A 14,301-nucleotide genomic window follows, 5' to 3' on the forward strand; every position below is an offset into this window, starting at 1 on the left:
TTATATTGCAGCTAGTATTAATAAAGCTATTACAAACACTACTGATGATATAATTATTATTCTGTTTTCAATTTCTTTTTTACTTGTTCCTCTATGTTCTCCCCATAGAGAATACTCTTCTCCTGACATTACTCCTAAACCTGCTTGTTTACTTTCAGTTAGGACAACTGTAACTATCATTACAATAGCAGATAGGGCAATGATTATTGACAATATTGTTTTCAAAAACTCTAACCTCCCTAATATCGATATCTATAACGTATAAATTTTATCATATGAAGTTTTTAAAATCAACGCAATTAGCTTAATCTAGTTATTAATCAAAGATTTTTAATTTATTTAATCTAGATTTTTCTATTGGAAATAGTTTTCTATTTTTATCTATTTCAGATAAGTCTATATCTGATATTATTAAACCTTCTTTTTCATCAATAGATGCTAAAATTTCTCCTCCTGGACTAATTATTCTAGAATTTCCAAATACATTTTTAGAAATTTCATCATCTCTTGCCATACTTGATCCTATTATAAAACTTTGAAAATCTACTGCTCTTGCTCTTAAAAGCAATTCCCAGTGTTTTTTGCCTGTTTCCTTTGTAAATGATCCCGGAACAAATATGCACTCTGCTCCAAGCTTGTGCATACTTTCAAATAATTCATAAAATCTTAGATCATAACAAATAACAAGTCCAAATTTTCCATATTCTGTATCGAAAACTCCGATCTGACTTCCTGCTTCTACATTATCTGATTCTCTAAATTCTTTCCCATTTTCAAAAACCACATCAAACATATAAATTTTTTTGTAGGAATATATTTCTTCTCCATTTTTATCAAAGACAAAAGCTTCATTATATATTTTGTCGTCTTTTAATATAGGAATAGATCCTCCAACCAATAAAATATTGTATTTTTTTGCTGTTTCTTTTAAAAAGTTGTAAGTTTTTGAATATTTATCTTCTGCAAACTTTTTAAAATATTCATTGTTGTAGGGGCAGTTCCACATCTCTGGCAAGGCGACAACTTGGCAACCCTTCTCTGCTGCTTCTCTTATTAATTCATCTGCCCTTTTTAGGTTTCTATCTTTATCTGCCTTTGCCGATATTTGAACTGATCCTAATTTAAATTTTTTCATAAGACCTCCTTGTCTATAATAAAAAAGAGCTATGATCATAGCCCTTTTAATAACATTTATACAAATAGTAAAACTAATATACCAAGAATTATCCTATATACCCCAAAAACTTTGAAGTCATTTTTCTTAATAAATTTCATAAATTTTGTTATAACCGCATAGGCCACTACATATGAAACCACACTTCCAACAAGTATCAAAAGCCATTCTTCTAAAGTGAAGGCAAAACCCATTTTTATAATCTTAAGCCCTGTTGCTCCTAGCATGGTTGGAATTGCTAAGAAAAAGGAAAATTCAGCAGCTGTTTTTCTATCACATCCAAGTAGCATAGCTCCTATTATTGTAGCAGCTGATCTTGATGTTCCTGGAACCATAGCAAGACATTGGAAAAGTCCTATTAAAAGAATAGTCTTTATATTAATCTGGTCTATATCGTGGTATTTAAATTCCTTGTCCTTGTTATGAATTTCTAAAACAATAATCACTATTCCATAAAAAATTAAGGCTATAGCAACTGTCACTTTATTAAATAAATACTCATCTATAAGATCATCAAATAAAAATCCCAATACTGCCGCTGGTAAAAATCCAATTATTATCTTTGCTAGTAGTCTCATAGTTTTTAAATCTCTATGTTCCCACCTGTATTGTAAGCTCAGTTTTTCTCCACTTTTAGTTTTTTCTTCTAAGGGATTTAGCTCATCAAAATACAAAACTAAAACACTTAAAATTGCTCCTAGCTGAATAATTACATTGAATGCATTTGCAAACTTTTCTGGGCTTAATGATATAAATTGGTTTGCTATTATTAAATGCCCAGTTGAAGATACTGGTATAAATTCAGTTAAACCTTCAATTATACCTAGTATTATTACTTTTATAAAATTCATATTATCTCCTAGCGTTTTTTATTAGTCTCTTTCTAGATTCAAGAATTTTGTAAATTCTTTTTTAAATACAAGATCAACTGTTCCAGTTGGTCCGTTTCTGTGCTTAGCTATGATTACCTCTCCAGTATTTGGGCTTTCGCTTTCTTCTTTATTATAATATTCATCCCTATATAAAAACATTACAATATCAGCATCTTGCTCAATTGCTCCAGACTCTCTTAAATCAGATAAGATTGGTCTATGATCTGATCTTAATTCTGGCGAACGAGATAATTGAGATAAAGCAATCACAGGAACTTCTAATTCTTTTGCTATTGCTTTTAAATTTCTTGAAATTGCAGATATTTCTTGCTGCCTAGATTCAACTTTTGAACCCATTTGCATAAGTTGTAAGTAGTCTATAACTATTAGATCAAGTTTTTTCCTTGAATTTATTAAACTTCTGCACTTAGCCTTTAATTCAAGTGGTGAAATTCCAGCTGTATCATCAATTTCTATATCCATTTCAGATAAGATTGGCATGGTATTTATTATTTTTAACCATTCATCTTCGTTTAAATTTCCACCTATAACTTTTTGTAAGTCTACGTGGGCAGTGGAAGAAATAATCCTTTGAACTAATTGATTTTTACTCATTTCAAGAGAAAACATAGCAACTGTTGCTTTTTCTTTTATAGCAGCATTTGTAGCTATATTTACCATTAGGGCAGTTTTACCCATTGATGGCCTAGCTGCGAGTAGGATTAGGTCTGATTTTTGTAGACCTGATAATTTTTTATCTAGGTCAATAAAACCAGTTGATAAACCTGTTATACTGTTTGGATTTTGGGCTCTTTTTTCAATTTCAGCAAAAGATTCTAATAAAACTTCTTTTACTGGAACCAGTCCCATCCTATGAGATCTTTGTGTTATATCAAAAATCTCTTTTTCTGCATTTTCTACTATTGCAGATACTTCACCTTCTTGGGAATAGCAATTTGAAATTATCTTATCAGATGCCTTTATAAGTTTTCTTAGTGTTGATTTTTCTTTTATTATTTCACAATAGTAACTTGTGTTTGATATAGCTATTACTGAACTTGTTAAATTTGCTAGATAGCTAAGTCCTCCAACGTCTTCTAAAAGACCCATTTTTTTCAACTCTTCAGATGTTGTAACAACATCTGCTTCTTCATTTCTATTGTAGATATTTAGAATAGCATCAAAAATATAGCTATTTATTTCTGAATAAAAATCATCCCTATAGATAATTTCAACGGCAACTGTTATTGCATCTTTTGAAGTCATCATACTACCAAGAACTGAGTTTTCAGCCTCAATATTGCTTGGAGGTATTCTTAAATTTAGTTCTTCCATTTTATTTATTAACTTATTCTGCCTTAATTTCTACTGCAAGCTCTGTGTTTATGTCTGTGTATAGTTTGATTGGCACCTTGTGCTTTCCTGCAGTTTTTATGTTTTCTTTAAGGTCAATTTTTTTCTTGTCTATGTCTATTTTTAATTGATCTTTTATTGCTGCTCTAATATCATTTGATGTAATAGCTCCAAATAATTTATCAGATTCTCCAGCTTTTGCAGTCAAAACAATTTTTGACTTGTCTAATTTTTTCTTTATTTCTGTAAAATGAGCAACTCTTTCTTTTTCTTCTTCTTCAAGTCTTTTTTGCTCTTCTTCCCAATTTTTTAGGTTTTCTTCATTTGCTTCTATTGCAACTTTTCTTGGAATCAAAAAGTTTCTTGCATAGCCATCTTTTGAATTTACAAGATCGCCTTTCTTACCTAAGTTTTTAACGTCTTTTAATAAAATTACTTTCATTGATTATCATCCTTTTTATCATTATCTATATATTCTTTAATTGCTTGTGTAAGCATATTTTCAGCTTCTTCAAAATCTGTGGTTTCAAGTTTTGCTCCAGCCATGTTTAGATGGCCTCCTCCTCCAAGTTTTTCAAGTATCAACTGCACAGAAATATCTCCCCTACTTCTACCTGAAATATGAATTCCTCCACCTGAAAGAGTCATAACAAATGAAGCATTAACCTCATTTATATTTAAAAGATCATCAGCTGCTTGAGCTGCAACTAAGACTGAGTTTTCAGCCTCTTTAGAAAATCTTGATATTGCATATTCCTTATATATAATATTTGCTTGGTGGATAACCTCTGCCTTATTTTGTAAAGTGCTTAGGTCATCTTGGAAAAGGTCTTTAACCTGAATCATATCAGCACCGGCACGCCTTAGGGTGGAGGCTGCTTCAAATGTTCTTACACCAGTTTGGAAAGAAAAATTCTTAGTATCTACTACTATTCCACTCATCAAGGCATCTGCCTCAAAATGGGTTAAGTTAAATTCTTCATTCATGTATATCAGCATCTCAGTTACAAGTTCACAAGTTGAAGATGCATAGGGTTCTATATAAGTTAAAACTGGATCTTTAACAAATTCTTTTCCTCTTCTATGGTGATCTATTATTACAACTTGTGGCGTTAGTTCAATTAAGTCTGGAGCTTCTGTAAATGAAGGTTTGTGATTGTCTACAAGAATGAGTAGCGATCTTTGAGATATTCTTTCTTTGGCAAAATCTTCTTTTACCAACCTATCATAGTTTTCATTTTCTTCCTTCATTCTATTTATTAGGTTATCTATCGATGGATTAGAAGAATTTAAAACTATATATCCTTCTTTTCCTCTATTTAAAACTGCTCTTAATATTCCGATCGCTGAGCCTATAGCATCCATATCCGCATTTTTATGCCCCATTATAAATACATTCTCTGATGCATCTATAAGTTGTTTTAAGGCAACTCCAAGTACTCTAGCCTTAACCTTGTTTCTTTTTTCTACAGCCTTGGATTTTCCACCAAAGAATTCATAATTATCTTCAACCCTAACAACAACTTGGTCTCCACCACGTCCTAGAGCTAAATCAAGACAAGTATCAGCTTCTTGATAGCCTTCTATAAATCCAAGTCCATAAGAAGAAACCCCTATTGATAGAGTTATCGGGATCGTATTTCCCTTATCTAATTCTCTTAAATCATCAAGGATATCAAATTTCTTCTCCTTGATCATGCTAAGAGATTTGTAATTCATAATTACAAGATACATATCTGTAGCATATTTTCTAACTAATCCATTGTAGTATTTAAAATAGTTGGATATGGTTGAGTCAATATCTGCTATAAGTAGAGGCCTATTTGCTGATGGAGTTGAGTCCATAGCTTCTGTATAGTTATCTACTTCTATTTTTGCAATTATAACTTGTTCTTCTTCATATCTTGTTTCTAAATTTTTAAGATCTGTTGCATCGATAAAATACAGCATGGTAATCTCATCATTTTCTGATGGAGTCTTGCTCACATCAACTGTCCTATGAAAAATCTTATAAGTGTTTTTTGAAGCATTTAGTAGATAGCCTTCTTTCTCATCTGTCTTTAGAAGTTCTTCCATATTAATTTCTTCAAAAATATCTTTTATGTTCATGCCAGTAGATATTTCTTTTTCAGTTAAAGCCATAAATTCGCTATTATACCAAATTAGTTTATTTTCTTCATCTAATAATGTGATAGAAAAAGGCATAGAAAATATGGCCTGTTTTGTTACCGTATTTAAATCTCCGCTGAGATTATTGAAATAGTCCTCAATTTTCTTGTTCTTGTTATCTATAAATCTTACAGTTAAAAAGATAATATAAATAAAGACAAATAAGGATATAAATCCAATTATCGGCTTAAAATATATGAGTGCTAGGGCTAAACAGCCAGCAAATATAAAATAAGGCCAAAATGGTTTTAAAGTATAATTATTATCTTTCATAATACACCTCTTAAGGTAAATTCCTTACATTCAATGCATAGTCTATAATCCCAGCAAGGGCAAAAATATTGCTTGATCCTGGAATTAAAAAGATCATAAACATAAACATTGTGGCAATTACTCTATTTCTTATATATTTGCCTATAAAAAATGATAAAACTGAAATTCCTGCAAATATAAAAAGACAATAGAATATTAAAAATACATTGTCAAATACAATATTAAAGTCATATATGTCAAAATAGCTTATTAAATAAAAGCCTAGACCTGAAATCACTAAAGCTCTTACAAGTCCTTTTGGCAATCTCAAAAATATAAAAGAAGGAGGTTGCAAAATATATTCCCCTCTTTTTATCAAACTTCTACCAGTTATTACAAAGGTAATGTATGCAACGATAATTGAAGTAATAACTAGCATGGCTGGCATAATTTGCAAAATTCTCTTATATAAAATTAATATATCTGCCTTATTAAAATCTAGTCCAAAACTTTCCATCATTTCTTTTTGAGTTGATAGAAAAGTATTTATATACTCAGCTGATTTAAAGTCTGAAAAATCTATACCGATTGCTATAGACCCTAACAATACAGATATAAAAAACACTCCAGCACAAACAAATAAAGTTGTATCGACCTTGTATCTATTAGAAATCATATAGTTAAATATCAAAATCATTGGTCCAAATACAGCAAATATAAAAGATGCTAATAGAGGATTTGTAACAAGAGCAAGTATTAAGCAAATTCCTGAAAATATAGCAATTATCTTCACTATACCAGACTTAATAGACTCTGTTACAAACATGGCTGGCAAAAACAAATACAATAAAGGAAATGCTAGCCCTGCTATAGCAAGTAGTGCTGATTTTATCATTAAAAAAATTATATTATTTTCACTTCTATTTATAATTCTCACTCCTAACAATTAGATTTTATCATATTTAGCAAACAAATATCACATTATTTCTGATCCTACTTGTCAGGCAATAAATATATTAAATTCTCAGACTAAAAAGCCTTGTCTATACAAAATACCCAATTTAAGCTTATTTAAATTTTTGATCTTAATAGAAGAATATTTTTTCTATTATAAACTATAAAAAAGAAGTGATTTTATTATCACTTCTCTTCTACTAAATATATATTTATTTTTTATTTATTTTTTTACCATTTTCTACTACTAATTTTCCGTTTTTGAAAACCTTATTAGCTAAGTTCACTCCAAAATGATAAATTAAAAATTCTAGATTATCTGAATCCCAAATAACTATATCCGCTTTTTTGCCTTTCTCTAGAGAGCCTATCTTATCTCCCTTATTAATTCCATAAGCTGGATTTATTGTTACAGCTGCAATAATTTCTTCAGCTGTCATCTTCATCATAAAACTAGCAAGATTCATTATAATTTGTAGCGATTCAGTTGCAGATGTTCCTGGATTTAAGTCTGTTGCTATTGAAACTGCAAGACCCTTGTCTATCATCTTTCTTGCATCCGCATATTTATCAAGCATTAGATAAAAGGGAGTCCCTGGAAGAAGAGTTGCTATAACTCCAGCTTCTGCCATTTTTTCTATTCCATTATCAGATGCTTTTAATAAGTGCTCAGCTGTTGTTGCAGAAAGTTCTGCTGCAAGTTCTGCTCCACCAAGAGCAACGAGTTCATCTGCGTGGATTTTTAATTTCATGCCCTTTTCTTTAGCTGCGCTTAAAATTCTTCTAGCCTGGTCTACTGAAAATACTCCTTGATCGCAGAAAACATCACAAAATTCTGCTAATTTTTCATCAGCAACTTTTGGTAAAACTTCTTCTATTACAAAATTTGTATATTCTTCGGCATCTTTAAATTCTTCTGGAACTGCATGAGCTCCTAAAAAAGTTCCAACTAGGTCTATTTCATGGTCCTTATTTAATTCTTTTACCAGTCTAAGAGATTTTAATTCTGTTTCAAGGTCAAGTCCGTAACCACTTTTTGCTTCAGTAGTTGTAGTCCCATTTTCAAGCATATTATCTAAAAGTTTATAAATATGTTCATATAATTCTTCGCTTGTAGCTTCTCTAGTTGCCCTAACTGTATTTAAAATTCCCCCGCCCTGCTCTAAAATTTCTAGATAATCATAACCTTTTAATTTTAAAGCAAGTTCATTTTCTCTCCAGCCAGCAAATATTAAATGCACATGCGAATCAACAAGACCTGGTGTTACAAGTTTTCCACCAGCATCAACGACTTCTGCTTCAGATAAATCATAATCATCCATCAAACTTTTATCGCCAGCAGCAAGGATTTCATCGCCCTTACAAATTACAACCGCATCTTCAAATCTTTCTAAATTCTCGATGTCTTCTTTTAACCATGGTCTATTAAGCCCTGCCATAGTTATAAGTTGACCAATGTTTTTAATAAGCAAACTTGCTTTCATTGCTACCTCCAATATTTTATCATTTTAAAGATTTATTAAAGTAAACTGTTAATTAAAATTATAGCAGATAAAAAAGAAATTTACTTCTTTATATCTTATTGACAATCAATATCATTACTAGTAAAATCTTTATTGATAATGATTATCTTTTAAAGGCGGTGATTAAAATTCAAATAGATCCTATAAGAAAAAATTTAATAAGCCTTTGTGCCCCTACCCTTCTAGGAATTAAACCAAGCAGCATCTTCACTCTAAGAAATATTAGCAAGTCTTATCTAGAAAGCTTAATTGAATATTGGAACGAATACCTAAATCCAAGACTATATTTAAGAATTATAAAAGAAAAAAATGATATGTTTTTAATACTTGTATATAATCTAGAGAAATTAAAAAACTTGTTAAATAAGCTTGAATGCAAAAACTTTTTAATAAATTGTGGCTATAATTGCGAAAATCTAGACTGCTTATTTAATACACTTACATATAAATTAAAAGAAGATGAATTTCCCCATGAAATTGGTTTGATTTTAGGCTATCCACTAGATGATGTCCAAGCTTTTATAAAAGAAAAAGGACAGAATTATAAGCTTGCCGGCATTTGGAAGGTCTATGGGGATGTTGAAAGCGCTAGGGAGAATTTTAATAATTATAAAGCTTGTAAAAATTTGCTGACTTCCTTAACAAGTAAGGGAGTTAGCCTTGAAAATATAATTAATTACATAAAAGGAGAAAATAATGAAAAAAATTGCAATTGTTTATTGGACTGGAACTGGCAATACTGAAGCCATGGCAAATGAAATCTTATCAGCTTGTAAGGACAAGGCTGATGCGAAATTATTCTTTTCTGATAATTTTTCAAAAGATATGGTCGATGATTTCGACAGAATAGCCTTTGGTTGCCCAGCCATGGGAGATGAAGAATTAGAAGAAATTAGCTTTGAGCCAATGTTTAGCGAATGTGAAGAAAAACTTTCTGGAAAAGAAATCGCTCTATTTGGTTCTTACTCTTGGAATGATGGAGAATGGATGAGAATATGGGAAGATAGGGTTAATAAAGATGGAGCAATCCTTGTAAATGATCCTGTAATTGCCTATGATTATCCAGATGATAAAGCACTAGAAGACTGTAGAAATTTAGCAGAAAATTTATGCAAATAAATCTTAAATTCTATAAATAATCTAAAAATGGACTATTCAGACTAGTCCATTTTTTTATTTTTATTCTCTTTTAAAACATCTGGATAAGATTTACAAAAATCTTCATTAGCTTGGAGTAATTTTTTATAAAAATCATCATAATCTGAACTCAATTTTCGCATAAGTCCTATGAATTTTTCATAAAATCCCTGGTCTTGTAAAAATTTCTTGCTAAAGTCTTTTATCTCATATGCAAGAGAATTTTTATATTCATCCGACTCAGTGTAGTCTATATAATTTCTAATAATCTCATCATTATTTTCTAAAAACTCTCGGTGATTATTAATATTTTTCTTAAATTCTAAAATAGATTCGTTAATTTCATCAAGACTTACAAATTTTTCTCCCTCTTCAAGAAATTTTTTAGCATCTTCTGATAGATTAAACTCATCCATCCCGTCTAAAAAATCTATAAGCTGGTTAAATATTTGTTTTTGCTGGTCATTTTCTATTGGAAAATTTAAAAATGACCCAAAATAAAGAAGCAAGTAATTTCCAAAATATCCTGGAAAAACATCCAAAAGTCTATCATTTAAATTTCTTTTAAGGTCCAATAATCCTACTTCTCTTGAGATTTCCTCTATATCTTCTCCTCCTGCTAATTTTTCAAGTATTTGGCTTTCTGCTTGCAAGTTTTTGATTTCTTCTATCTTTTCTAAGGACTTTCTTCTTAGATGACCAGCCTTTGGATCAGCTAAAAGTTTTTTTCTTCTATGCTAAAGCCAAGTTTTCTATAAATTTTAATCTTTTTTAAAGATTCAAGCATTTCTTGGTCAAAATCTCTATAAGAATTTTCTAAAATCTTTGGCCTGATAAGTCCCTTGTCTATGTAGTAATTAATGGCTTTTTTACTTAGACCTGTTTCTTTTTTAACTTCATTAATTAACATAAAAACTCTCCTTTTACTTTAATCTTAAGCTGGACCCCAAGGAGTCATTCAAGCACTTAAAGAAAGATTTGAAAAGTTATTATATAAAAATATGCCCTAAAAGCTTCTATTATATCTCCACCAGACAGTCCATAAAACATAATTAAGATAAATACATGTGGGATAGCTAAAATAATTAAGCTTAAATAGACTAAAATATTCTTTTTTACAAAAAAAATCCCAAATATAATTAAAATTCCTGAAATAGCCAAGATTATACAATCAAAAAGAACTCCATTTATAAAATTTAAAAAGCTATTTCCATCCAGACCTACTTGTTTAAAGATTTTTAAGTAGCTTTCAGATGGAATAAGCTGACTTATAATAAAGAAAATAATTAAAATCCATGAAATTTTTAGAAAATTTTTCCTATTTTTATCACTTTTTATCATTTATCCTCACTCCGTCTTTAAATCTAATTTTCTAAGTAAATATTATCACGCAAACTATAATTATTCCTATAAAATCTCTATATTTGTAATAAAAATATAAAATTTATTAAAAAAAGGGGGATAACAAAGTATCCTCCTTAATATTTTATATAAATTCATCTAACAATTTTTTCTCTATGACTTGGCCTTTTTTAAATGTATGGGCCTTGAAATAATATTGTGTAGTATCAAACATGGCATCCATCGGTAGTAATCCTATGATTTCACTTTCAACAATCTCTACACCATATCTTTTCGCTTCCATTTTTATCATTTCAAAAGCTTGGTACATGGCTGTTTTTTCATAGTTTCCCATATCCATAGAAACTTGAGTTAGTTTTCTTTCTTCTAATTTTAAACCCATAGCCTTTACATATCTTAGACCACCGCTGCTATATCTAATTTTTTTGGCAATTTCTTTTGCTATTTTTAAATCATCGGTCCCAAGATTTACATTAAAAGCTACCAAAATATTTCTAGCACCGACAAGACTTGCTCCCAGCTTTTCATTCATCTCGCTTTTTCCATAGTCTGGAGCATAAGCTTCTTCTTTTATCTTTTCAAATAACTTTTCATATTGAATATTTTGAATATAGCCTAAATCTTTTAAACTTTCCCTCTTTGCAGCTTGCCCATAATTATAAACAGGTATGTTTAAATTTTTAGATATCTCCTCGCTAACTTCATTTGCAAGTTCTATACAAGTTTCTACGCTGGAATTAAAAAGTGGCACAAAAGGGATAACATCAACTGCTCCAACCCTTGGGTGAGCACCTTTGTGTTTTGACATATCGATGAGTTTTGCTGCTGTGTAGGCTGAATCTAAAGCTGCTTTTTTCACAGCATCCTTATCTCCAATAAAAGTTACAACCGTCCTGTTGTGGTCCTTATCTACTAACACATCCCAAACTTTTACTCCGTCTACCTTTTTAATACTCGCAAGAATTTCTTCTATAACTTCTTCATTTCTTCCTTCCGAAAAATTTGGAACACATTCTATAATTTCTTTCATACAATTCTCCTATTTAAAATAAACTTTCCTTGATTAGGTCCTTTTTTAGCCTAATTTTAAGAGTGTACACATCGTTTACAACTTGCCCTATTCCAAGATTGCAAGAAGCACTCATCAACATATAGGCATCTTCAAAGTCTAGGTCTAGTTTTTCTTGCAAGACTAAAGACAAGTCTTTTGAACAAATTCTAGCTGCCTCATCAAAACTTTTGTGGCTGGCTAAAAAATAATAAGAGTCTTCAGTCTCAATTATCGGTCCTTTTATGGACTTATTTTTTATAAGACTTGTTTTAAGCAAAACCTTGCCTGAAATTTCAATTCCAGTTCCACTTATTTCTCCATCCCCCATGGCAGCATGCAAATCTGAAATTGCAAAGTTTGCTCCATCTATAAAGACTGGCAAATAGAGTTTTGATCCTTTTTTCAACTCTTTTGTATCCATATTCCCGCCAAAATCTCCAGCACTAGCGCAATGGACTCTCCCATTTTCAGGAGCAAGTCCCAAAACCCCAACCATGGGACTTAGTGGAATTTTTACCTTCTCATTAAAATAAGCAAATTCATGATCCACTTTAATTACTTTTGTCCTTACATCTTTTGTAAAATCGCCTAAAATTCCTAAGCCATGATTTGTCAGCATGACTCCCTGGCCATTAAGTTTTATATCTTTTACTTCTATTACAAGTGTATCTCCTTTTTTTGCATTATTTACTTTTATAGGTCCAAGAGCACCATCAATTGTCTCTACATTAATATCCGTCCTCAAATCTTTTTCACTTTTAATTTGCCCATTATAACAATCCGGAGCCTCAACCCAAAAGCTTTCTCCATCATCCACTTGGCATATTGGCTCATTTGTCTTGTCAAAAAAATAAATAAGTTCCTTGCTAGAAATTACTTTCATTTTACCTCCGTTCAATAATGATTTACTATGTTAAAGTGTACTAATAAGTTAATAAAAAGTCAATTGACTAAAGCCTTGCTTAATCTGTAGCTTGTAATTTTTGCAATATGGAATTTAGTTGGGAATATAATTTGATTTTGAATATAATTTTTTAATTGATTTTTAAAATTTACTTATAAATCTGAATTTCCAGTTAGAAACAATTTTTTGCCCCGAAATTTTATTTTTGGATTAAATATAAATTCTTATTTTGATATTTGTTTTCCTAATTGAATGTAAATTATTGATTTTAAAATATAATTTCTCCTATAAATAATATAAATTAAATAGGCTTATTAAAAATTAAATTCATTTTTTAATAAAAATATAGCTTTAAAATGGATGAAAACTTTAAAATATACAAATATAATAAAATATATTGCTTAAATTATAAAAAATAAGAGCTTATCAAATAGACAGGCTCTTATAAAATACAAAATTATTAAATTACATTGTTGTTAATCCACCATCAGACACTAATATTTGTCCAGTAATATTAGACGCTTGATCTGAAGCAAGGAAAAGAAGATTTGAAGCAATTTCTTCTGCACTTGCTACCATCTTATCAAGTTTAGGTCCTCTCATTACAACTTCCATACCTTTCTCATCCACATCATTTAAATTTTCAAGAATTTCTGTTTGAATTCCACCAGGTGCTACTCCGTTGCAACGAATTTTATCATTAGCATACATAGCTGCAGTATTTCTTATAAGACCATGGATTGCACTTTTAGAAACTGTATAAGCTACGCCAGCTTTCCCACCTCTTATACCAGCTATTGAAGTTGTCGCCACTATTGCGCCGCCATCCTTCATTAGTGGTATTGCTCCTTTAAATAATCTGAAGCAACCTTTTACATTTATATTAAAGAGTCTATCAAATGTTTCTTCTTCACAGTGAGTTATTGGCTCAAACTTATCCATTACTCCAGCATTTGATATAAGTACATCTAATTTTTCATTTTCGTTTTTAACTTTTTCAAAAAGTCTATCTACATCTTCTTGTTTTGACACATCGCCAACTACCGGAATTACTTTTCCCTTACAATTTAAAGCTTTTACTTCTTCTGCTAGCGATTCCAATTTTTCTTTTCTTCTTGCTATTGAATAAACTTTTGCGCCTTCTTTTGCTGCCATAATACTTGCGCTTCTGCCTACACCTGATGAAGCACCTGTAATAACAACAACTTTATTTTCAAATCTCATAAGATTCCTCCTTCTATTTATTTTAATAGTATTGTAGCAAATAGTGAGTCTATTTAATATAAAATAAATTACCTCTTTTTGATAATAACTATCTTTCGCTTTGAATAAGTAATTTTAAATATTGTCAAATCAAATTTGATTAAAATTTTACACTTTAACATGCTACTAATCAATCATAAATTGAAACATTTTATTAATCCTAATCTTTTTATTTAATTAAAACATCAAATCTATAAAGTTCTTCAAATAATTTTTTCACGAGTATATGAATGTGTGAATTAAATTTTTAATATGTGTATAACTTTTTACAATAAAAAAGAAGACCT

The 14,301-nt window shown here is 30.2% G+C and carries 16 protein-coding genes; 2 read left to right on the forward strand and 14 right to left on the reverse strand.

The window, feature by feature from the left end; all coding sequences use genetic code 11:
* The 8 genes from secG to hutI form a co-directional block, all read right to left on the reverse strand.
* A complete protein-coding gene (gene secG / locus HGPB_RS07675) occupies positions 1 to 225 on the reverse strand; it encodes a preprotein translocase subunit SecG (protein ID WP_019133105.1) in 225 nt (74 codons plus the stop codon).
* 91 nt (positions 226 to 316) lie between these two features.
* Positions 317 to 1,135: a carbon-nitrogen hydrolase family protein gene (locus HGPB_RS07680; RefSeq protein ID WP_019133106.1), complete on the reverse strand. Its 819-nt coding sequence runs from the start codon at positions 1,133 to 1,135 to the stop codon at positions 317 to 319.
* Positions 1,136 to 1,191: 56 nt separating this feature from the next.
* A complete protein-coding gene (locus HGPB_RS07685) occupies positions 1,192 to 2,025 on the reverse strand; it encodes an undecaprenyl-diphosphate phosphatase (protein WP_019133107.1) in 834 nt (277 codons plus the stop codon).
* A gap of 21 nt (positions 2,026 to 2,046) precedes the next feature.
* Positions 2,047 to 3,381, reverse strand: coding sequence for a replicative DNA helicase (gene dnaB, locus HGPB_RS07690; RefSeq protein ID WP_019133108.1), 1,335 nt, complete (start codon positions 3,379 to 3,381; stop codon positions 2,047 to 2,049).
* 13 nt (positions 3,382 to 3,394) lie between these two features.
* Entirely contained in the window at positions 3,395 to 3,841 is a 447-nt protein-coding gene (gene rplI / locus HGPB_RS07695) for a 50S ribosomal protein L9 (RefSeq protein WP_019133109.1), read from the reverse strand.
* Positions 3,838 to 5,841, reverse strand: a complete 2,004-nt coding sequence (locus HGPB_RS07700; RefSeq protein WP_019133110.1) for a DHH family phosphoesterase — start codon at positions 5,839 to 5,841, stop codon at positions 3,838 to 3,840. The genes rplI and HGPB_RS07700 overlap by 4 nt, the downstream gene beginning before the upstream one ends.
* A 10-nt stretch (positions 5,842 to 5,851) precedes the next feature.
* Entirely contained in the window at positions 5,852 to 6,715 is an 864-nt protein-coding gene (locus HGPB_RS07705; protein WP_148497902.1) for a DUF2232 domain-containing protein, read from the reverse strand.
* A 271-nt stretch (positions 6,716 to 6,986) separates the two neighbouring features.
* Positions 6,987 to 8,258, reverse strand: a complete 1,272-nt coding sequence (gene hutI, locus HGPB_RS07710; protein WP_019133112.1) for an imidazolonepropionase — start codon at positions 8,256 to 8,258, stop codon at positions 6,987 to 6,989.
* A gap of 158 nt (positions 8,259 to 8,416) precedes the next feature.
* Between hutI and HGPB_RS08505 the strand changes: the two genes are divergently transcribed.
* Both HGPB_RS08505 and HGPB_RS07720 read left to right on the forward strand, forming a co-directional pair.
* Positions 8,417 to 9,040: a DUF3793 family protein gene (locus HGPB_RS08505; protein WP_172635037.1), complete on the forward strand. Its 624-nt coding sequence runs from the start codon at positions 8,417 to 8,419 to the stop codon at positions 9,038 to 9,040.
* Complete coding sequence (locus HGPB_RS07720; protein WP_019133114.1) at positions 8,994 to 9,416, forward strand: flavodoxin domain-containing protein; 423 nt, start codon at positions 8,994 to 8,996, stop codon at positions 9,414 to 9,416. The genes HGPB_RS08505 and HGPB_RS07720 overlap by 47 nt, the downstream gene beginning before the upstream one ends.
* Positions 9,417 to 9,457: 41 nt before the next feature.
* Here HGPB_RS07720 and HGPB_RS07725 read toward each other — a convergent pair whose 3' ends face one another.
* The 6 genes from HGPB_RS07725 to HGPB_RS07750 form a co-directional block, all read right to left on the reverse strand.
* Positions 9,458 to 10,087: a hypothetical protein gene (locus tag HGPB_RS07725; protein WP_036738560.1), complete on the reverse strand. Its 630-nt coding sequence runs from the start codon at positions 10,085 to 10,087 to the stop codon at positions 9,458 to 9,460.
* 62 nt (positions 10,088 to 10,149) lie between these two features.
* The gene (locus HGPB_RS07730) at positions 10,150 to 10,344 is read right to left on the reverse strand and encodes a MerR family transcriptional regulator (protein ID WP_036738562.1); all 195 of its coding nucleotides are present in this window, start codon (positions 10,342 to 10,344) and stop codon (positions 10,150 to 10,152) included.
* 56 nt (positions 10,345 to 10,400) lie between these two features.
* Positions 10,401 to 10,775, reverse strand: coding sequence for a hypothetical protein (locus tag HGPB_RS07735; protein WP_019133115.1), 375 nt, complete (start codon positions 10,773 to 10,775; stop codon positions 10,401 to 10,403).
* A 145-nt stretch (positions 10,776 to 10,920) separates the two neighbouring features.
* Complete coding sequence (gene ftcD / locus HGPB_RS07740) at positions 10,921 to 11,826, reverse strand: glutamate formimidoyltransferase (protein ID WP_019133116.1); 906 nt, start codon at positions 11,824 to 11,826, stop codon at positions 10,921 to 10,923.
* 13 nt (positions 11,827 to 11,839) lie between these two features.
* Positions 11,840 to 12,730, reverse strand: coding sequence for an acetamidase/formamidase family protein (locus tag HGPB_RS07745; protein WP_019133117.1), 891 nt, complete (start codon positions 12,728 to 12,730; stop codon positions 11,840 to 11,842).
* 486 nt (positions 12,731 to 13,216) lie between these two features.
* Entirely contained in the window at positions 13,217 to 13,975 is a 759-nt protein-coding gene (locus HGPB_RS07750) for an SDR family NAD(P)-dependent oxidoreductase (protein ID WP_019133118.1), read from the reverse strand.
* Positions 13,976 to 14,301 lie beyond the last annotated feature (326 nt).

Origin of the sequence: Peptoniphilus obesi ph1 (assembly GCF_000311865.1) — a bacterium.
GTDB lineage: Bacteria > Bacillota > Clostridia > Tissierellales > Peptoniphilaceae > Peptoniphilus_E > Peptoniphilus_E obesi.